Origin of the sequence: Bartonella sp. HY406 (assembly GCF_025449315.1) — a bacterium.
GTDB lineage: Bacteria > Pseudomonadota > Alphaproteobacteria > Rhizobiales > Rhizobiaceae > HY038.
Genome location: NZ_CP104893.1, coordinates 3,139,202 through 3,159,121, shown reverse-complemented (window position 1 = coordinate 3,159,121; position 19,920 = coordinate 3,139,202). Strand labels below are relative to the sequence as shown.

Below are 19,920 nucleotides of genomic sequence, written 5' to 3'. Positions count from 1 at the left end.
AAATTGATTTTGTCATTCATCATGCTTTCTAAGGTCATGGATTTTACTTAAATTTAATTCAATCAGGTGAGATTTATGCTTGCTTAATCATGTTTGCTTAATCATGTTTTCCAGCAATCGCTTGGGCAAATTCATTGGCTTTAAAGGGTTCAAGATCATCAATATCCTCACCAACGCCAATAAAGTAAACAGGTAATTTGTGCTTTGCTGCAATAGCCACCAAAATACCGCCGCGCGCTGTTCCATCAAGCTTTGTCATCACCAAACCATTGACCCCTGCAACATTGCGGAAAATTTCGACTTGATTAAGGGCATTTTGTCCAGTGGTTGCATCAAGGGTTTGCAAAACCGTATGCGGCGCATCAGCATCATGCTTGCCTAAAACGCGCACGATTTTGGCAAGTTCATCCATTAATTCGGTTTTATTTTGTAAACGCCCTGCTGTATCAATAATCAATACATCACTACCCGCTTCCCTTGCCTTTTCATAGGCTTCAAAAGCAAGGCTTGCAGCATCAGCGCCAAGCTTAGTTGCAACAACTGGTGAATTGGTGCGTTTACCCCAAATATGCAATTGCTCAATTGCTGCTGCGCGAAAAGTATCGCCTGCGGCCAACATTACTTTTAAGCCACCACGCGATAATTTTGCTGCCAATTTACCAATGGTGGTGGTTTTACCTGTGCCATTGACGCCAACCACCAAAATAACATGCGGTTTATGCGAAAGATCAAGCTCTAAAGGTTTGGCAACAGGCGCCAAAACTTTTTCAATCTCATCGCGCATAATCACACGCACTTCATCGGTAGAAATATCTTTACCATAGCGGCCAGAAGCAAGGGAATCGGTAACCCGCATTGCCGTTTCAAGCCCAAGATCGGAGGCAATCAACACATCTTCAAGATCTTGCAATGTTTCTTCATCAAGTTTGCGTTTGGTAAAAATAGCACCAATTGAATCGCCGAGCTGACGTGATGAGCGCGACAAGCCATTGCGCAAACGCTCAAACCATGAGCGCTTTACCGCAACAGGTTCTTCTACCACCACAACTTCTGGTTCAATAACTTCTTCAATATCGGCGCCAACACTGATGCGCCCTGTTTTTTTTGGCAATTCCTGTGGCGGAAATGCCGTGACAACATCTGCTGCCTCAGCTTCATCAACAAGCAGGCTTGTATCAATTGTTGCAGGTACAATGCTATCTTGAGCAATTTCAGCAAATGTTTCATCAAGTGTTGTATCGGGTTTAGGACTTGATGAATCGCTTTGGCTTTCGGTTTCCTCTTTTGGGGAGGTTTCTTTGGCATGGTGAGTGGCGTGTTCACTTGCAGTTTTTTGAGCTTCCGCTTCTTCTTGCGCCTGTTTTAATGCCAGTTGGTGGGCTTCAAAAGGGGTTAATGCTGGTGCTTGACCTGCATTTTCTTCATCTGTCTTATCGGCAAAAGAAAAAACCTTTTTGAAAAAACCAGCCATATTGTTTTAAATCCTTAAAAAAACATCAAGCCACAGGCGTGGCTTTTTCTCATCTATATATCAAAATATTGTTTTTGCTAATCCAAAAAAGTTAGATTGTTAAGCCGCAATTCTATGACCAATCAGTTTATCACCCTCAACATGGGAAATATCGCAATCTATAATAGTGCCAGCCACCGCACCAGCAATTTCGGTCAAGGTATAATCTTCACTGCGGCCAATGCCATCGCGTTCAACCAAAACTCGTTGGCGGCGACCAATTGCCTGTTGCAAGTGCTTTTCATAGGCTTTGTCACCTTCGCTGCGTAAAATTGCAGCGCGTTCTTTCACTATGCCGCGTTCTAATTGCGGCATACGGGCGGCAGGTGTTCCTTCACGCGGCGAAAACGGGAAAATATGCGTATGGGTTAAACCGCAATCGGCTATAAGCTGACGGGTATTTTCAAACATCTCTTCCGTTTCGGTGGGGAAACCAGCAATAATATCAGCGCCAAAAATAAATTCAGGACGTTTATCGCGTAAATCATTGCAAAAACGCACTGAATCTTCACGAGCATGGCGGCGCTTCATGCGCTTTAAAATCATATTATCGCCCGCTTGCAGCGATAAATGCAAATGTGGCATTAAGCGTTTTTCATAGGCTAAAAGCTCTAATAATTCGTCATCCGCCTCAATCGAGTCAATCGATGATAACCGCAACCGCTCAAGATCTGGTACACCACGCAAAATTGCTGCAACCAACTTGCCAAGCCCAGCTTTTCCTGGAAGATCTGGGCCGTAGCTGGTAAGGTCAACTCCCGTTAATACAACTTCTTGATAGCCATTGCCATTAAGCCGCTTTATCTGCTCAACCACGGCCCCCATGGGAACTGAGCGCGATGGACCGCGACCATAAGGAATGATGCAAAAGGTGCAACGATGATCGCAGCCATTTTGCACTTGCACAAAAGCACGAGCGCGCCCTTCAATAAGGTCAACCATATGGGGGGCATTTTCTTTAACCTCCATAATGTCATTAACGCGGACTTTTTCAAAAAGATTAACACCAAATTCAGGCAATTGGCGATAAGAATGAGAATGCAATTTTTCTTCATTACCTAAAACCAAATCGACTTCGCCCATGGCTGCAAATTCGGGGGCAAGGGTTTGGGCAGCGCAGCCGGTGACGATAATACGTGCGTCAGGATTTTCACGCCGTGCTTTACGAATAGCTTGGCGGGCTTGGCGTACCGCTTCACTGGTTACAGCGCATGTATTAAAAATGATTGCGCCGCCCTCAAGGGTGTCAAGACCAGCCGCTGCGCTTTCTTTGCGCATGACTTCAGATTCATAAGCATTCAGCCTACAACCAAAGGTAACAATTTCAGTCGCCATCAGGCATTAACTCTTTCAATCTTCAAATTTGCTTCATTCTTGATAAATTGACCCGATAATGGATCAAAATATCCAGAAAACTCGTATTGGGTTGGCCCAGTCATAAGGACATTGCCGTCCTCTTGCCAAAATAATTCTAAATCACCACCCGGTAATGTTGCCACAGCGCGCTTATCAATAAGCCCACGACGATTAGCTGCAACTGCCGCTGCACAAGCCCCAGTACCGCAAGCAAGGGTTAGGCCCGCACCGCGCTCAAAAGTGCGCATATTAAACGATGTTGGCGAGGTGATTTCGACAATGGAAATATTAATCCGTTCTGGAAATAATGCATCATGCTCGATAATTGGTCCTAAATCCCCCAAGGGATAATCCCAAACATCCTTATCAACAATATAAATTGCATGGGGATTACCCATAGAAACAAGCGAGGCATCCTGCAAGGGGCCAGTACCAACTGCCACATGGTTGGTATCATTAACCGCATATTGCGTTGGAATATCCTGCCAGTTTAAACGCGCCTTACCCATATTAACCGAAACAAGACCATTTTCAAGGCGGCGTGCTTCCACAATACCACCATCGGTTTCAAGGATAAAATGGCTCTGCCCATTTTGATTGTAGAGCCATTCAACCACGCAGCGTGTGCCATTGCCGCAAGCCTTGGCCTTTGAACCATCACTATTCCAAATTTCAATATAATAATCAGTTGTTGAAATGCGGCTATTATAAATTGCCATAATTTGATCAAAGGAAGTTTCATCATGACTGGCAAGTTCTATCGCCGCAGCCGCAACAATATGCACATTTTGGTCGCGCATGTCAGCGACAAGAATCTTATTACCAAGACCGTTCATTTTGGTAAGTTGTGTCATTGCTCTTTGCTTTTGCATAGCTGTCATTTCAGACTTGAGTAAAGATTCTGGCATTTTAATAATTCCGGCAGATTTATTTTAGATTATCACATGAAATCTGATTGATGTGCCTTATATGGCGTAAAGGCAATAAAAATACCAGTTGAACTTGAGTAGAATTATTAAAAAGCACTATAATGTGTTGCTATTAAGCCGCATTGTTAAAAAAAAAGCTTAATTTCATTGCATTTATAAGTGAAAACCGAATATTAGCAAAAAAACCTTTTATGGTTAACAAAATTGACCGATTCGGATGATGGAGCATGTCATGGCGTTGAATAAAATTTCATTGGTTGCGTTAGCTTTGGCTGCACTGGTAACTACAGGCTGTATGGCAGACCGTATGGGCAGTGGCAATTATCAAAATGCTGATGTGCGCCCATTCCCACCAGCAACAGGCACTGGCCCTTCAGCATCAATTTCGCAGTCTGAATTGCCAGCCCCAACAGGCGACTATCCAACTGCGCCAGGCATGGATGGTCAAAATCAAGTTGCAAGCCTTGGTAGTGAAGCAACTGGTATTAACCTTGCTGCAGCCAGTATTGCAGGTGTTTGGAATGCCAATGTTGGTGGCCTGACCTGTAAAGTTGTAACGCCAATGACCAAATTTGGCCAAGGCTACCGCTCTGCACCTTTAAATTGCCCTTCAGCCATTTCAAGCGTTAATTCTTGGAATATTAGTGGTTCAAAACTTGAATTCTTTGATGCATCAGGTGCAAGCGTTGCAACACTTACATCACAAGATGGTACCCATTTTAGTGGCCAAACCTCGTCAGGTTCGCCAATTAGCCTTTCACGCTAAGTTTAACGTGTAAAAGCTCATATTAGGATAGATCAGAACTGGCGTTAAATGCGCCAGTTTTTTTATGTTCTTTTATATTAATATCAACGAACGGAGGGGGAAATGGTTAAAATTTGTTGTTTTCATACGGCTAAAAGCAATGTGGCGCTTTATGATGAAGCAGCTTTAAATCTTTGCAAACTAGATCATGCAACAGATTATAACCTAGAAATAAGCCACATTATTCGCCCTGATTTACTCGAGCGTATCGAGCAAAATTGCGATATTCCAAACACTTTAGTAGCAACCGCTGATGCAATGCGAGTGGCAGCTAAAAATGCCGATGCTATTTTACTAACCTGTTCTTCCCTTGGCGCTGCGGTTACTTTAGCAAAAGAACAATCTCAAAACATATTTTTTAGGTCAGATGAAGAATTGGCCCGTGAAGCGGCGAAGCTTCGAGGCAAAATAGCTGCATTTTGTAGTGTTAAAACAACGATTAAACCAACCCAGCAAATATTTGATGCGCAAGATTTTGGCAAAGAAAATAGTTTTGATATTATTTTAATCGAAGGCGCTTGGGATTTGTTTAAAGCGAGTCAATTGCAAGAATATAATGCACTAATTGCCAAAGTCGCGAATGAAGCATTAAAAGACGATTATCAAAATATTGTACTTGTGCAATCGTCAATGATGAAGGCCGCAAAACACATAAATCATTCAACGGTTTTAACTGCACCTGAAGCTGGTTTAAAGGCGGTCATGCAACAATTTCTTAAACTAAATTAAAGATGTATACCTTTGTTTAAAATCATTAGATTCAATCAATTGCATTATTCTTCAATGCTTCTAGTTCTGTTGTTGAAAATTATTATGGTTAAATGCGTGTTGGTTTAATTGATCGCTGATAAACTTAACCAACACGCATTTTTAATAATCTATTCAGTTCTTAATATTTCCATCAAGCTTTTATTCTTAATTTCAACATTCTGGTTAGCTTGTGGATTAACAGCTGGTGGCGGTGGTGGAAAATTATCATCACTATCATCATAATGATAGCCATTCTCATTATAAGGTGATGGGGTACTATCATCATCAGGCAAGAGATCATTGCCGCCAGGAATTGCGTTTTCGATTTGATAACTCGCCAAAAGATCGCGTATAGGCATATTTTTTTCAGCAGCTCCCATATAATCTTTCCACACATTAACTGGAAGCCCGCCGCCGCTTACACCCTTCATTGGCTTGCCATCATCATTGCCAAACCAAACACCAGTAACATAATCAGCTGTATAGCCAATAAACCATGCATCACGCGAATTTTGACTGGTACCGGTTTTACCTGCTGCAGGTCTACCAATATTAGCACGTTTTGCAGTTCCGGTTAAAATGGTTTGTTCAAGCATGGCATTCATCATGCCAACAATTTGTGGATCAATAACGCGACTGCCACTTAATTCACCAATATCATAAAGCACTTTACCCTTCGTGTCGGTAATGCGGCGAATAATATGAATTTGTGGCTTATAACCACCATTGCTTAGTGGTACAAAAGCACCAGTCATTTCAATAAGGCTAACTTCTGACGTTCCAAGGGCAATTGATGCATTATCATTGAGGCCAGAATGGACGCCAAGACGATGAGCTGTTTCAATAACTGCATCAGTGCCAACTTCCATAATTAATTGCGCAGCAACCGAATTTAACGAGTGGGAAAGCGCCGTGGTCAGTGTAACTTGCCCCATATATTTACCGCCAGCATTGCGCGGTGTCCATTTGCCAATTTTTACGGGTGCATCATTACGAACGGAATTTGGCGTGCGCCCTTGCTCAAGTGCTGCCAAATATACAAAGGGTTTAAAAGTTGATCCTGGTTGACGACGAGCATCGGTCGCGCGGTTAAATTGGCTGTCAGCATAATTGGCGCCGCCAATTAATGCGCGGATTGCACCGCTTTTATCAATAGAGACAAGCGCTGCTTGCGAAACATTATTCTTTTTACCAGATGTTGATAATTGCGTATTAATTGCCTTTTCAGCTGCTTTTTCAAAACCATAGTCAAGAGTGGTTTCCACGATAATATCGCGGTCAGCCTCACCAATTAAAAATGGCAATTGGCTTACCACATAATCAGCCGCATAATTTTCGCCGCCCGACCAATAGGATGCAGCCTTTACCATGGGTTCAGCAAGGGCAATTTGCAATTGTGTGTCATTGATCATGTTTTCTTGGCGCATTGCTGCAAGTACCAACTTAGCGCGTGCATAAGCAGCTTCGGGATTACGCGCCGGTGATAGGCTGGATGGGGCTTTTAAGAGACCCGCAAGGGTTGCGGCTTCCAGCAAAGTGACGTCTTTAGCCGATTTATTGAAATAACGCCGTGAGGCAGCCTCAACACCAAAAGCACCAGAGCCAAGATAAACACGGTTGAGGTAAAGCTCAAGAATTTGATCTTTATTAAGCTTTTTCTCAAGCCACAAGGCAATAAGTGCTTCCCTTACTTTACGATCAAGCGTGCGTTCGGATGATAAAAACAGATTTTTTGCCAATTGCTGTGTAAGGGTTGAACCACCTTGCTTACCACGACCATTGGTAACATTAGTATAGACCGCGCGCGCAATCCCCACTGGATCAACACCATAATGGGAATTAAAACGCCGATCTTCGATAGCTACAACCGCTTTGCCAATCCAAGGGCTCATATTTTTTAACGTGACTGCTTCACCACCGGTTGTACCACGATTGGCAATCAACTCTCCACCACGCGCAACAATACGCACATTGGGTGGGCGGTCGGGAATCGTCCAAGTTGATAATTGCGGCATGCTTAGCCAGACATAGGTAATATAGGCGCCAAGAAAAATAATGCCCCATAGCCCCAAAACAAAGCTCCAATAAAAAAGCCTACCAAAAAAACTTCGTTGTTTTTTTGACTTGCGCCGTTTGGAGGAAGACGATTGTCCGCTACTATTTTTGGACTTTTTGCTTTTTTTAGTTGTCGGTTTTATGACGCGATCATCCTCAGAAATGTGCATTACGCCCCCTTTAAATAATTTAGGGTTTGATAGTTAAAGGTTATTGCTAATGTCACGTGGTTAATTTCCTAAAGTGATGGTAGATCATAAATATTTTAAAAGCGTAAAGTCTAGGTTGGATTTGATCAAAGCTTCAAGCAATGCCTAAACCAGTTGGTGTATGACGTAAAGCATAAGAATCTCACTTTGCGCATATTTAAAATAGTTTAGGGGCAATTTATCGGCAAAATATGGCAAAGTTTGAGTTTTCTATTCGTATGGATTCCAAATATTGAAATGACTAAATATAACGAGAAACTCTGTTTTTAGCATCTTTTCATTTAGCAACGGCTTTGGCGTTAAATTTACCAATTAGTAGAACGGTTTTGCCTCTATCACGGATAAACAAAAATTTGTTTGGTCAAGACGCGTAAATTATATGATAATTTGCTTGAGCTAGGATTAAAATTAAAAAATAATTCTAATAGAAAATAAAAATCCATGCTATACTATGACCATACAGGAAATTTAGGTTTTTAAATGTCCTATTTCGCTTAGCACTGCGACAAGCTTGTTCTTGACGTAAGACCTAAGGTCAGCCATGATAATTAATAAGCTATAGCAATGTTAGATGCATTGACTTAAATATGCATTTAACCGTGCAAAAATGCATGAAAATATAAAATTAAATCCGTTCGCTCTTTTTTATAAAGTCGAACTGATTTAAACCTTTCCGAAAGATCAAGGCCTATATAAGGATTTCAACATGACAACTGTAACCGTGGATACAACAAATTTCGAAAGTGACGTATTAAAGTCAAATCAACCAGTTGTTGTGGATTTTTGGGCTGAATGGTGTCAGCCATGCAAAATGATTGCCCCAGCTCTTGATGAAATTTCGCAAGAATTGGAAGGCAAGGTACGTATTGCCAAGATCAATATTGATGAAAATCCTGAACTTGCAACCCAATTTGGTGTTCGTTCGATCCCAACATTGTTGATGTTCAAGGATGGTGAAGTGACATCAAATATGGTTGGAGCAGCTCCTAAAAGCCGCCTTGCTGATTGGATTAAAGCATCGATTGCATAAAAACTGCCGTTAAAAGGCTGATTTCTTGCATATGACATTATGCTAACTAATTTGTCTTCATTAAAAATTAAAGCCCATTGCAGTTTTATTGCAATGGGCTTTATTATTTTCAAACTAAAATTAATAAAAAGCATTACGCCGCTTTGAAAAATAGTGGTTTACTTTTTGTCTTTTTTGGCGGTGAGCTTATCAATATAGGCAAGGAAAAGCGCGGAAACAATAAAAGTAAGATGCAAAATTGTGTACCATTTAACATGGTCCTTATTGAAGTCATAAGGCAGGTTGAGAAATATTTGCAACAAATGAATAGAAGAAATTGCAATAATTGTTGAGGCAACTTTAACCTTTAAAGAGCCAGCATCAATAGTGCCAAGCCAATGAACATCATTTTCGCCTTCATCAAAACGGCTAACAAAATTTTCATAACCAGAAATAATCACCATCACCACTAGGCTAGCAATTAGCGCTGCATCAATAAGACCAAGCATTTCTAAAATTGTTGCTTTTTCATTCAACGTAAACACATGTTGAACAAATAAAAACAAATCCTTAGCAAAAGAAAGCGCGTAAACCGCAAGGGCAAAGGCAAGCCCTACATAAAAAACAACTAGCAACCAGCGCGAGGCTAAAATAATTGCTTCAATTAATAACTCGATGCGCTTCATCATTCATCCTATTTAACTAACAATGCTCAAATTATTTTAATATTATATGACTTATAACGCCTGATAAAGCCTTAAAAAGAGAGCAATTGCAGGCTGCTATAATATAAATTTAGACCATTTTGCAACATTTATGGAAGAAGCTACAAAATAAGACCGGCAAATAACGTCTTATTTAATTAAATTTTTTAATAAAATGAAGCCAGTGTTTAATGAAAAAGTCTCATTAAAAACTGGCTTTGATAAAATTATAACGTCTAATTACCGACAGAATTTAAAAACCATGCAAAATGATTAATGTAAGGTAACTGTTTCCAATTCATGTTCATTGGCACCAGCTAAAGCTTGCCCCTTAGCATCAGAAAGCACTATTGGCTCACCACTTGCTCCAAACAGCCCCCAAACTTCAATATTAGGGGTCATTTCGGGAAGGCCGGGGAAATTCTTTGCCAATTCGTCGGTATTAACCTTTTTGACATAAGCAATGCGCCCAGCGCCAAGCTGCGCAAATTCGGCTGAGGTAAAAATAGGCTTTTTAGTTGTTTTTGTATTAGTCATTTTGGTATTTGTCATGGCATCCCTCCATAGAGCCGAGATATCATTATTTAACGCTTAATAACGTCAATATTACTCATCACTTGTTGAAATGGTTATTCGTCGCACCTGCTTTTCCGGCTGTGGGCGGTTAAGATCAATGGCCAAAAGACCATTTTTCAATTCCGCTCCAATAACCATCATGCCATCGGCTAGTACAAAAACCCGTTGAAATTGCCGTGAAGCAATACCACGATGGAGATATTCATGCTCACTATCATCCAATTGCTTGCCACGAATGATAAGCTGACTATCTTCAACAGACACATCAAGCTCATCAGGCGAAAAACCTGCAACAGCCAAAGTAATTCGCAACCTCACTTCGCCGGTTTCATCTTCCAAATCATTAAGCCGTTGGATATTGTAAGGTGGGTAACCATCACCAGATTTTGCCACCCTTTCCAAAGCTTTTTCAACAGTATCAAATCCTAATAAAAGTGGATTTGAAAAAGATGCTATACGTGTCATTTGCAGTCCTCAAAGTTCAAGCGACCGAGTAAGACAGCCCTTTATTGGCACTGTCACTTCATAACTATATGGTAATAGATCAAAGGCCAATCAAGGGCGCCACTCAAATATCCGTGACATAGAGATGTCAGAGCTACAATCCTTAAACCACAAGACAAAAATAAGGTGCCAAAATCTGGCCAAGGCGCCAATTATAAATACTTATGAGAACTGCTTGTCATAAATCATTAGGCGGTTTAGTCTCAGCCTTAGACAGGATATTAAGTTTTTAAACGGGATAGCTCATGAAAATCGCTCTTGCTCAACTTTCTGCTAGTCGAAACAAACAGGAAAATCTTGATAAGGCATTGCTTTATATAAAACAAGCAAAAACACAAAACGCCGATCTTATTGTTTTCCCAGAAGTCTATATGGCTTTGCTTGGACCAAAATCTGGTATTGTTTATGCCGATATGGCAGAACCACTTGATGGTCCTTTTGTCAGTACCTTGGCAAAAGCTGCCAAAGAAAGCGGCATCCACATTATTTGCGGCATTTTTGAAAAATCCAGCAGTGATAATATTCGCGCCTATAATACCATTATTTTTTTAAATGATAATGGCGAGCTTATCCATAGCTATCGCAAAACCCATCTTTATGATGCGTTTTCCTATCAAGAATCAGCCAATATTATTGCTGGCGACAATGGTTTTGAACCGGTCAAAACGCGCTTTGGCACCATTGGTTTGCTTGTGTGTTATGAATTGCGCTTTCCCGAAATTTCTCGCACCCTTGCCTTAAAAGGCGCTGATATTCTTATTGTACCCACCGCTTGGGTTTCTGGCCCGATGAAGGAAGAACATCTATTATCTATATCCAAAGCACGCGCCCTTGAAAACACCGTTTATATGTGCGTTGCCGATCAGGTAGGCAATATTTACAGTGGCCGAAGTGTTATATATAATCCCATGGGCACTATATTAGCGAGTTGCGGCGAAGATGAAGGGCTTATTTTTGCAAATATTGATCTTGAAAAGGTCAAAACCACCCGCGAAAAATTGCCCTGCCTTGATCAAAGACGACCAGAGCTTTATAAGCTTGGCTAATTCATCCTTATAGAAAGACTGCAATGGCACGGGAAAACCTCAATGATCTGGCAACCTTTGTTGTGGTTGCACGGGAAAAAAATTTTACCCGTGCCGCGGCTCAACTTGGGGTATCACAATCAGCATTAAGCCATACAATAAGAGGGCTTGAAGAACGTTTGGGCGTGCGTCTCCTTACCCGCACCACACGCAGCGTTACCTTGACCGACGTCGGCGCGCATCTTCTCTCTACCCTAGGCACCCGCATTGACGATATTCATGACGAGATTAATCTTTTGGGGAATTTTCGCGATAAGCCAAGCGGTTCTATCCGTATTTCTACCACTGATTATGCCATTAATACAATTCTCTGGCCAAAGTTGCAAAAATTTTGCCGTCAATATCCTGATATCAAAATTGAACTTATTGATGATTATCGCCTTACCGATATTGTCAGTGAGCGTTATGATGCCGGCACTCGCCTTGGCGAACAATTACAAAATGGCATGATATCAGTGCGCATCGGCCCCGATATTAAATTTACTGTCGTCGGCGCTCCAAGCTATTTTGCAGAGCACGATAAGCCAAAGTCACCGCAAGATCTTATTCAACATAATTGCATCAATATGCGCTTTGTTTCCACCGGCGGAATTTATGCATGGGAATTTGAAAAAGACGGCCATGAACTTGCTGTACGTGTTGAAGGTCAATTAATCTTTAACGGAAGCTACCATATTTTAGAAGCTGCCAAAAAAGGTTTTGGGCTTGGCCATCTGCCATTAGATATAGCACAAGAGGCGATTGATAAAGGCGAATTAATCCCCGTTTTAGAAGACTGGTTTCCCCCTTGGCAAGGCTATTATCTTTATTATCCAAGCAAGCGCCAACACTCTATGGCCTTTCGCCTTTTAGTCGATGCATTACGCTATAAAGGTTGAGTTTATAACAACAAAGTATTTCTTTACTTCGTTATAGTATAAATCGTTATAACGCACCGATAATGAGACAAATTGTCATTATTTATTTTTAAATAAATCCTTGTCTTTTTTATGAGGTCTTATATATATCCCTAAAATAAGAAAAATCTTGATTATTAGATTTGTGTTTATTCATTATTATTAAAAATGGTTGACACGCATATTTTACAAAAAGGATAGTAAAATGAAAATTAGTGCACGTAATGTTCTTAAAGGTAAAATCGTTGAAATTAAAAAAGGCGCAACCACTGCCCATGTTCGCCTTGATGTAGATGGTACAATTGTAACAGCATCAATTACCAATGAATCTGTAGACGATCTACAATTGACCGTTGGCATGGAAGCTGCAGCAGTTGTTAAGTCATCGGATGTAATGATTGCAGTTGCTGACTAAGCAAATAAAATATCTCAATTTCTATAATTAATTTGCAAGGCCGGATATTTTAATCTGGCCTTGTTGCATTTTGCAACATGAAAAGCGTTTAGAGTTTCAATAGACTTAATCTATTGCCATCAAAAAATGCAGCTATATTGCTTTGATCATTAAAAGCTTGCGGCATGAAATTTGGTAAAAAGCCCAATCTTTGCCAGTTCTTCATATCCCAAAGACTAAGCCCTATTTCATCTACGGATATTAAGCCTTGGTTAGCTTTATAAAACAGACCCTTTGGTCCGCGCACAACTGTAATTGTACCATTCTTGATATCATAAAGAAACGCATAAGGATTAGCTTTATTATTGGTCTTTGTGCCTAAAATAAAGTTGTTTTCATCTAGCCAGCAGGCACCACAATCCCAATCATCGCGTGCTAAGACCTTTTGCTTAGCACATTTTTCGTCACTTTCTTTTATATTTTGCGTAAGCCATGTTTTAGCGGAAAATAGCGACGGCCAACCTCTTGGGTGCCAAACCCAACCATCATCTAAAATTGTAGCTTGATCGGGCGACAAATAAAGCCCCCCATGAAAATATTCAGGATCATTATAAGTAGTCTTTTCAAAATGACGTTGAGTTAAACACTCTCCGGTAGTTGTATCTAAAATATCAAGGTGGTTCCAGTCACGACGCTTTATAAGATAGTTTTTTTCATTATAGGTAAAAAAGCAAACACTAAAAGGAACAGTTGAACAATAATAGCGATCGCTTTCAAGATCGCAAATAGTCTTATTATTCTTTAAATCAATAAGCTGGCCATTGCGGCCATAATCATGGACAATAGCACAAAAATGCCTATCATCGCTTACATGCAATTTTACTGTCAGATGATGCCCTATAAAATTTTCATCTTCCTCAAAAGGCAATGAAAAATTACTGAGAAAAACATGACTATCGTCACATTGGTTAAATTTATAAATTTGACTATTCGTGGAAGCCACCAACCACTCATCTTTTCCAAACGGGCTTATTGCTGCAATCTCGAAAGGAAATTGATAATGCTGAATAGCGGCAAAGTTATAAGGTTTTTGCTCTTTCTCGAAAGTCGCAGGGCTATGATAAAATTCATCAAAATAGCCTTCACGAAAAATCACTGCCAACGTCTCATCGCTAGGGTCACGCAATGCGCTTTCAATGTCTTTTTGGGGCTTTGATGAGCATTCGCCACATAGCAACATAAAATCTTCACTATTGCCAGTAAAGACACACCCATAATAATCATCGGGTTCGGCAATAAGGTGGCAGCAAACGGATTTAATATGCTTATAATCATAATGCCAATTTTCCTGCATTTTGCCCCAACCTTAAAAAAACCCTGTTAGACGATAATCTAACAGGGTTTATTGATAATTTCCAATTTTTGAAAAGCAAAAATTTAAAGCTCTAACGGCTTATCATTTTCACCTTCTTTAATGCGGGTTGGCAGCCCCATTTTATCAAGCAATGCTAAGAAAGGCTGCGGCGCTAATTCTTCAATATTGGCCATGGTTTTTACGTCCCATTCGCCGGTTGCAACCAATAATGCAGCAGCTGCGGCTGGAACACCAGCAGTGTAAGAAATACCCTGCGCGCCAGTTTCATCATAAGCTTCGCGGTGATCGGCAACATTATAGATGAAGACTTCGCGCTCTTTACCGTCCTTTTTACCCTTAACAAGGTCACCAATGCAAGTTTTGCCGGTATAATCAGGTGCAAGTGATGATGGATCAGGCAAGACGGCTTTAACCACTTTAAGCGGCACAACTTCCAAACCTTCAGCTGTTTTAACTGGCTGTTCAGATAACAGACCAAGATTTTTTAAAACATTAAATACAGTGATATAACGCTCACCAAAGCCCATCCAGAAGCGAATATTTGGCACATCAAGATTTTTAGACAAGGAATGAATTTCATCATGTCCAGTCATATAGGTTGTGCTAGTGCCAACAACTGGTAAATCCCAATCCTTGCGCACTTCAAACATCTCATTCGATGTCCAATTATTATCCTGCCAAGACCAAACTTGACCAGTAAATTCACGGAAGTTAATTTCAGGATCAAAATTTGTAGCAAACCAACGCCCGTGACTTCCCGCATTAATATCAATAATATCAATCGATTCCATCGTGTCGAAATAATTGTCACGCGCTAAAGCAGCATAGGCATTAACAACACCAGGATCAAACCCTGCACCAAGAATTGCGGTAACACCAGCTTTCTCACATTCCTCACGGCGTGGCCATTCATAATTGCCATACCAAGGTGGAGTTTCGCAAATCTTCAACTGGTCTTCATGGATCGCTGTATCAATATAGGCAACCTTTGCCTCAACACAGGCGGAAAGCACCGACATATTCAAAAAAGCAGAACCAACATTGATAACAATTTCAATATTGTTATTTTTAATCAGCTCAACGGTTGCCGCAACATTCATGGCATCAAGGCTATGGGCTTTGAAAACTCCATCAACTTTCATGGAATTTTTTTCTTTGACCGAAGCAATGATGATCTCGCATTTTGCAATTCTACGTGATGCAATATGAAGATCGCCAAGAATATCGTTATTTTGAGCACATTTATGGGCAACAACTTGTGCCACACCGCCGGCGCCAATAATCAGGACATTCTTTTTCATTCCCGGTTTATCTCCTTATAGCTTGCTATCAATGGTTATGAAATATCCGCTCTGGCACCATGCCAATCAATATTTCAGTGAAGTTTAAGGGCTTTAAAAAGCGCATAGCGCATGTTTAAAAACCCTTCTAATATAACGCGTCCCACTTAGCAAGATTGCGATTAACGCTGTTGCCTTGATAAGCGGTTTCATCAACATTATTAAGCCATTTACGCGATATTATTTCACATTTTCGCTTATGGCATTTATGTTACAATTTCATGTCAAGAAAGACTGTTCATATAATCATTATAATCAAATTCGCGTTGTACACGAACACTGCCATCCAATTCCTTAATGGCAATTGCTGGCATATTAACACCATTAAACCAATTTTTCTTAACCATTGTATAGCCGGCAGCATCTTGCACCGATAGACGATCGCCAATTTTTAGCTTTTCAGGAAATTGATAGGTGCCAAAAATATCGCCAGCAAGACAAGATTTGCCGCAAACCATGATTTCATGAGGGCCGCTATTTGGCAAAATTTTAGCATTTTCGCGATAGATTAGCAAATCTAGCATATGCGCTTCAATCGACGAATCGACAATAGCCAAATCCTTACCATTATTGAGCACATCTAATACTGTAACTTCTAATGTAGTTGAGCGAGTAATCGACGCCTCGCCCGGCTCAAGAAAGACCGTAACATTATGCGTGTCGGAAAACCGCTTCAAGCGATCTGCTAGCGCATCAATTGGATAGCCCTCACCAGTAAAGTGAATACCGCCGCCAAGACTGATCCAATCAACATGATTAAATAGCGAACCAAAACGCTGTTCAATTTCACTAAGCATACGGTCAAAAAGCGCAAAATCGCCATTTTCACAATTATTGTGAATCATAAAGCCGCTAATTTGATCAAGCACGGTTTCAATTTTTTTGGCATCCCATTCGCCAAGGCGACTAAAAGGGCGCGCAGGATCGGCCAAATCAAAACTTGATGAACTCATTTGTGGATTTAAACGCAAACCACGTTTAATAGAAGATGATTGCTCACTAAAACGGTTAAGTTGGCTGATTGAATTAAAAATCATTTTATCGGCATAAGAAATAGCTTCATCAACTTCATGATCAGCCCAAGCAACCGAATAGGCATGGGTTTCTTTACCAAATTTTTCGCGGCCAAGTTTTAACTCATAAAGCGAAGAGGATGTGGTGCCATCCATATAATCGCGCATAAAATCAAACACCGACCAAGTGGCAAAACATTTCAATGCAAGAAGCGCTTTTGCACCAGACTTTTCACGCAATTTGGCAATAAGCTCCATATTGCGGACAAGTTTGGACTTATCAATAAGATAATAAGGCGTTTTGATCGCTGTTACATCTGTCATTTGCGTTTCCACCACTTCTTCAAAAGCGAAAATCTATAATTATTCTATCTCTAGAATTTTTCTATCAAAGGGTCATATAGGCATTTATCCTCAAAAGGGCAAACCAAGTTTTACCCTTTCAAAGTTTTCCAAGCTTTTATAAGTTTATCAGCTCCATGTGAAAATTAAAATACTAGACAAGCATTTCGTTAAAAATGATCTAGTGCGTAATATTAGGCACGTCGGACTTTGGAATATGATCGGTAACCACTTTTTTGCGGTGGAAGATGAAAAGGCCGGCAAGAACAATAATTCCAGCCCCTAACAAAATCATCGCATCAGGATAATGTTTAAAGATAACAATATCGAAGATAATCCCCCAAAGCAGCATGGTATATTGCAAAGGCGCAAGTACCGAGGCTGGTGCCATTTTAAGCGAGCGTGAAATGAGCAAATGCGCGATGCAAGCAACAATACCTAGCAATAAAAGCGAAATGGATTGGGAAAAATCTGGGGTTTGCCAATGGCCAACAATCATAAACAAACCAATCACCAGTGCAATACTATTTTGCCAAGCAACCGATATTGTATCACTGGTTGAACGTAATGAGCGCCCTAAAATCAGCACGAAAGTAAAGCAAAAACTGCTAAACAAGGCAAAGGCTGATGGGAGTGAAATCATATTGGTCGATGGACGCATAGCAATGACAACCCCGACAAAGCCAATACAAATGGCAAGCCACCGCCGCCAAGCAATTCTTTCACCAAGGAAAAAATGCGAAAAGACTGCAACATAAATTGGCACAGCCATATAAAAGGTCATTACATCGGTTAATGGCAAATAAATCAGTGCAGAATAAAAGAATACGGCATCACCAACCGAGCATAGCCCCCTCAAAGCGAGTAAATAGGGACGAGGCGGCTTTATAATATCTTGCGGCTTCTTTTGGCTTAGCATTGGAGTTAAAATAATAAATGCGCCAATTGATCTAAAAACAATCAATTGTCCCACGGCAAAGCCTTGCACCAAAATTTTACCCATTGTGTCATTGGCGGCAAACATAAATTGCCCCAAAATCATCAAAATAACACCCAATGCAATGGAATTTGCCGTAAAGGATGGCCGCTTCAACTTCATGTCAATCTCCGCACTTCATCACCACCTTTTGACACGGTCCCTTGGCTCGCCCCATTGGTTTGATGCAGTTGCAATTTTAGTTGGATAATCGCTAATACTATTTTAAATTCTTTAAACCAGCGCTACAAAAAAAACCAATAAAAAGCAATGATTATCACTTTAATTGAGTTGTTTTCTTAGACCTGTTTAAATTTAAATAATTTATATTTCATTTGTAACAATAGTAATCGTTGGTTTTATGGCAAAATAATTTAAATTACCGCCCTCACCCGCGGCATATTTTTTTAAAATCACACCGCAAATGACAATAAATTTAGACAAAAGTTTAGGGTTTAAAGGGCCCTGTCGCAAATATCATTTGTAATCTGCGTAAACGTAAAAAATATAAAACCTTGAGACTTATCTACCCCCTTGGGTTTACCTATTTTAGGGAGACATGACTTAAAAGATTAGAGACTAATTTATTTCAGCCTTTAAAAACCAATTGGTCAAGGAATGATTTTAAAGCCAATTTAAATAATTCGGCAATATTGCAGTTCTCGCCCATTTTTACACTTCCATTGATAACACCACAATCAAGGTTAAAGGGCCTAATACTGATTTAGCGGTTAGATTTGGAGAAATATCTCTATCGAGCAATTGATAAACACGGCGTTTCCATTGATTTTTTGACGAAAGCATCGAGAGATAAAAATGCTGCCACGCGTTTTTTTTGCAAGACTTTCAAAGATGATCGGCTTTTTGCAGGTTAATCTCTCTTGGCAAAACTTACCAATCGGCTAACGAGGCGATAATTTGACATAATCCTTTTAAGGCTTCAACAAAAGGGATATTTTTGCTAAGACTAAGAAGCACTTAAAACTGACGATTTAAGGTTTCAACTTCCTTATTGTCGTTGCTTTAAATCAGTGGCTTGGGCATATTTTGACCGATAAGAATACATAGATAAATTACAGGATGATTAAAATGGCATTTATTTCAATAGGTAGTCTTGGTGGTACTATTGCAATGGTCAAGGACGAGCAACATGGCGGTGTTGTTCCAAAGCTCTCGGCCGAATTATTGGTAAATGCGGTTCCTGATTTAAAGCAATTTGCACATATACAAGCTGAAACCTTATTACAGCTTCCTAGTCCGTCATTAAAAATCCAACATATCATGGATGTTTTACATTGGGCCGATCAACAAATTTTAAATGGCGCAGATGGCATTGTTTTAACCCAAGGAACCGACACCCTTGAAGAAACTGCCTTTTTGCTCGATCTTTTTTGGAAGCATGATAAGCCATTAATCGTAACAGGAGCCATGCGCACCCCCAATGCTGCCGGCGCTGATGGGCCAGCCAATATTTTATCGTCAGTTATAACGGCAGCAAGTCCCGATACTATTGGTCGCGGGGTACTTGTTGTACTAAACAACACTATTCATGTAGCGCGCTTTATACGCAAATCCCATACACTGGACGTTGCAACTTTTATATCGAGCATTGGTGGATCGCTAGGATATGTTGTTGAAGACCGCCCTATTTTCTTCTCATCCTTAAAAGATCTGCCTAAATTAGATGCGCAGTTGCTTAAGAAAAGCGTAAAAATTGGCTTTTATGAATGCCTGCTTGATGGTGATGTTGACGTGCTAGAAATGATGCTTGAGCAAAATCATTACCACGGCATAGTGATTGCTGGCTTTGGCGCCGGCCATGTTTCACAAGATGAAATGGCAATCATTACGCGTTACATGGATAAAAAACCAATTATTCTAGCAAGTAGAACCTATAGCGGCTCCACGGCAGCTAAAACCTATGGGTTTTGTGGCTCCGAGATTGATCTTGCCGCTAAGGGGGTAATATTAGCAAAATGGCTAAACCCACGCCAAGCACGACTATTGCTATGGGCATTATTGGCAAGCGGCCAATCAATTGGTGATATTAAAGCATTTTTTAACGCCTATAATCCTTGAATGTTGCTTCAGA

General features: G+C 40.4%; 17 protein-coding genes and 2 pseudogenes. 8 read left to right on the top strand and 11 right to left on the bottom strand.

Annotated elements, in window-relative coordinates; all coding sequences use genetic code 11:
* Positions 1 to 97: 97 nt before the first annotated feature.
* The 3 genes and pseudogenes from ftsY to dapF form a co-directional block, all read right to left on the bottom strand.
* Positions 98 to 1,018: pseudogene (ftsY, locus tag N6B01_RS13305) on the bottom strand (signal recognition particle-docking protein FtsY); the annotation flags it as partial.
* A 552-nt stretch (positions 1,019 to 1,570) separates the two neighbouring features.
* Complete coding sequence (gene mtaB / locus N6B01_RS13300; protein ID WP_262079204.1) at positions 1,571 to 2,845, bottom strand: tRNA (N(6)-L-threonylcarbamoyladenosine(37)-C(2))-methylthiotransferase MtaB; 1,275 nt, start codon at positions 2,843 to 2,845, stop codon at positions 1,571 to 1,573.
* Complete coding sequence (gene dapF, locus N6B01_RS13295) at positions 2,845 to 3,720, bottom strand: diaminopimelate epimerase (RefSeq protein ID WP_262080677.1); 876 nt, start codon at positions 3,718 to 3,720, stop codon at positions 2,845 to 2,847. Before dapF ends, mtaB begins: the two co-directional genes overlap by 1 nt.
* Before the next feature lie 307 nt (positions 3,721 to 4,027).
* On the opposite strand from dapF, the gene N6B01_RS13290 reads away from it, so the two are divergent.
* Positions 4,028 to 4,561 carry an AprI/Inh family metalloprotease inhibitor gene (locus tag N6B01_RS13290; RefSeq protein WP_182418223.1) on the top strand — a complete coding sequence of 178 codons (534 nt, stop codon included), beginning with the start codon at positions 4,028 to 4,030 and terminating at the stop codon, positions 4,559 to 4,561.
* Between the two features lie 102 nt (positions 4,562 to 4,663).
* On the top strand, positions 4,664 to 5,329 hold the full coding sequence (locus tag N6B01_RS13285) for an aspartate/glutamate racemase family protein (RefSeq protein WP_262079202.1): 666 nt from the start codon (positions 4,664 to 4,666) through the stop codon (positions 5,327 to 5,329).
* 149 nt (positions 5,330 to 5,478) lie between these two features.
* Here the strand turns inward: N6B01_RS13285 and N6B01_RS13280 are convergent, their stop codons facing one another.
* Positions 5,479 to 7,575, bottom strand: a complete 2,097-nt coding sequence (locus N6B01_RS13280) for a transglycosylase domain-containing protein (RefSeq protein WP_262079200.1) — start codon at positions 7,573 to 7,575, stop codon at positions 5,479 to 5,481.
* A gap of 745 nt (positions 7,576 to 8,320) precedes the next feature.
* Between N6B01_RS13280 and trxA the strand changes: the two genes are divergently transcribed.
* Positions 8,321 to 8,644: a thioredoxin gene (trxA, locus tag N6B01_RS13275; RefSeq protein ID WP_182418220.1), complete on the top strand. Its 324-nt coding sequence runs from the start codon at positions 8,321 to 8,323 to the stop codon at positions 8,642 to 8,644.
* Between the two features lie 158 nt (positions 8,645 to 8,802).
* On the opposite strand, the gene N6B01_RS13270 is transcribed toward trxA, so the two are convergent.
* The 3 genes from N6B01_RS13270 to N6B01_RS13260 form a co-directional block, all read right to left on the bottom strand.
* Positions 8,803 to 9,309 carry a TIGR00645 family protein gene (locus tag N6B01_RS13270; protein WP_182419785.1) on the bottom strand — a complete coding sequence of 169 codons (507 nt, stop codon included), beginning with the start codon at positions 9,307 to 9,309 and terminating at the stop codon, positions 8,803 to 8,805.
* A gap of 291 nt (positions 9,310 to 9,600) precedes the next feature.
* Positions 9,601 to 9,879, bottom strand: a complete 279-nt coding sequence (locus N6B01_RS13265) for a BQ00720 family protein (RefSeq protein ID WP_246708086.1) — start codon at positions 9,877 to 9,879, stop codon at positions 9,601 to 9,603.
* 54 nt (positions 9,880 to 9,933) lie between these two features.
* Positions 9,934 to 10,368 (bottom strand): Hsp20 family protein, encoded by a 435-nt coding sequence (locus N6B01_RS13260; RefSeq protein ID WP_182418219.1) that lies wholly within the window; start codon positions 10,366 to 10,368, stop codon positions 9,934 to 9,936.
* A 284-nt stretch (positions 10,369 to 10,652) separates the two neighbouring features.
* Between N6B01_RS13260 and N6B01_RS13255 the strand changes: the two genes are divergently transcribed.
* The 3 genes from N6B01_RS13255 (at position 10,653) to N6B01_RS13245 (ending at position 12,803) form a co-directional block, all read left to right on the top strand.
* Entirely contained in the window at positions 10,653 to 11,453 is an 801-nt protein-coding gene (locus N6B01_RS13255) for a carbon-nitrogen hydrolase family protein (protein ID WP_262079199.1), read from the top strand.
* A 23-nt stretch (positions 11,454 to 11,476) separates the two neighbouring features.
* Positions 11,477 to 12,370 (top strand): LysR family transcriptional regulator, encoded by an 894-nt coding sequence (locus N6B01_RS13250; protein ID WP_182418217.1) that lies wholly within the window; start codon positions 11,477 to 11,479, stop codon positions 12,368 to 12,370.
* A gap of 223 nt (positions 12,371 to 12,593) precedes the next feature.
* Positions 12,594 to 12,803 (top strand): TOBE domain-containing protein, encoded by a 210-nt coding sequence (locus tag N6B01_RS13245; protein WP_182418216.1) that lies wholly within the window; start codon positions 12,594 to 12,596, stop codon positions 12,801 to 12,803.
* Positions 12,804 to 12,891: 88 nt separating this feature from the next.
* Here the strand turns inward: N6B01_RS13245 and N6B01_RS13240 are convergent, their stop codons facing one another.
* From N6B01_RS13240 to N6B01_RS13225, 4 genes are all read right to left on the bottom strand, one after another.
* Complete coding sequence (locus N6B01_RS13240; protein ID WP_262079198.1) at positions 12,892 to 14,136, bottom strand: hypothetical protein; 1,245 nt, start codon at positions 14,134 to 14,136, stop codon at positions 12,892 to 12,894.
* An 83-nt stretch (positions 14,137 to 14,219) separates the two neighbouring features.
* Positions 14,220 to 15,458: a saccharopine dehydrogenase family protein gene (locus N6B01_RS13235; protein WP_182418214.1), complete on the bottom strand. Its 1,239-nt coding sequence runs from the start codon at positions 15,456 to 15,458 to the stop codon at positions 14,220 to 14,222.
* 263 nt (positions 15,459 to 15,721) lie between these two features.
* Positions 15,722 to 16,834 (bottom strand): carboxynorspermidine decarboxylase, encoded by a 1,113-nt coding sequence (nspC, locus tag N6B01_RS13230; protein WP_262079197.1) that lies wholly within the window; start codon positions 16,832 to 16,834, stop codon positions 15,722 to 15,724.
* Positions 16,835 to 17,033: 199 nt separating this feature from the next.
* Positions 17,034 to 17,945 (bottom strand): DMT family transporter, encoded by a 912-nt coding sequence (locus N6B01_RS13225; RefSeq protein WP_371739851.1) that lies wholly within the window; start codon positions 17,943 to 17,945, stop codon positions 17,034 to 17,036.
* 626 nt (positions 17,946 to 18,571) lie between these two features.
* Between N6B01_RS13225 and N6B01_RS13220 the strand changes: the two are divergent.
* Both N6B01_RS13220 and N6B01_RS13215 read left to right on the top strand, forming a co-directional pair.
* Positions 18,572 to 18,697, top strand: a pseudogene (locus tag N6B01_RS13220) (DDE-type integrase/transposase/recombinase); the annotation flags it as partial.
* A gap of 220 nt (positions 18,698 to 18,917) precedes the next feature.
* Positions 18,918 to 19,907 carry an asparaginase gene (locus N6B01_RS13215; RefSeq protein WP_262079196.1) on the top strand — a complete coding sequence of 330 codons (990 nt, stop codon included), beginning with the start codon at positions 18,918 to 18,920 and terminating at the stop codon, positions 19,905 to 19,907.
* Positions 19,908 to 19,920 lie beyond the last annotated feature (13 nt).

Coding starts and splice junctions, on each gene's coding strand:
- N6B01_RS13215 (WP_262079196.1), top strand. CDS start 18,918: ATGGCATTTATTTCAATAGGTAGTCTTGGTGGTACTATTGCAATGGTC.
- N6B01_RS13250 (WP_182418217.1), top strand. CDS start 11,477: ATGGCACGGGAAAACCTCAATGATCTGGCAACCTTTGTTGTGGTTGCA.
- dapF (WP_262080677.1), bottom strand. CDS start 3,720: ATGACACAACTTACCAAAATGAACGGTCTTGGTAATAAGATTCTTGTC.
- N6B01_RS13255 (WP_262079199.1), top strand. CDS start 10,653: ATGAAAATCGCTCTTGCTCAACTTTCTGCTAGTCGAAACAAACAGGAA.
- nspC (WP_262079197.1), bottom strand. CDS start 16,834: ATGACAGATGTAACAGCGATCAAAACGCCTTATTATCTTATTGATAAG.
- N6B01_RS13270 (WP_182419785.1), bottom strand. CDS start 9,309: ATGAAGCGCATCGAGTTATTAATTGAAGCAATTATTTTAGCCTCGCGC.
- N6B01_RS13260 (WP_182418219.1), bottom strand. CDS start 10,368: ATGACACGTATAGCATCTTTTTCAAATCCACTTTTATTAGGATTTGAT.
- N6B01_RS13290 (WP_182418223.1), top strand. CDS start 4,028: ATGGCGTTGAATAAAATTTCATTGGTTGCGTTAGCTTTGGCTGCACTG.
- N6B01_RS13240 (WP_262079198.1), bottom strand. CDS start 14,136: ATGCAGGAAAATTGGCATTATGATTATAAGCATATTAAATCCGTTTGC.
- mtaB (WP_262079204.1), bottom strand. CDS start 2,845: ATGGCGACTGAAATTGTTACCTTTGGTTGTAGGCTGAATGCTTATGAA.
- N6B01_RS13245 (WP_182418216.1), top strand. CDS start 12,594: ATGAAAATTAGTGCACGTAATGTTCTTAAAGGTAAAATCGTTGAAATT.
- N6B01_RS13265 (WP_246708086.1), bottom strand. CDS start 9,879: ATGACAAATACCAAAATGACTAATACAAAAACAACTAAAAAGCCTATT.
- N6B01_RS13280 (WP_262079200.1), bottom strand. CDS start 7,575: ATGCACATTTCTGAGGATGATCGCGTCATAAAACCGACAACTAAAAAA.
- trxA (WP_182418220.1), top strand. CDS start 8,321: ATGACAACTGTAACCGTGGATACAACAAATTTCGAAAGTGACGTATTA.
- N6B01_RS13285 (WP_262079202.1), top strand. CDS start 4,664: ATGGTTAAAATTTGTTGTTTTCATACGGCTAAAAGCAATGTGGCGCTT.
- N6B01_RS13235 (WP_182418214.1), bottom strand. CDS start 15,458: ATGAAAAAGAATGTCCTGATTATTGGCGCCGGCGGTGTGGCACAAGTT.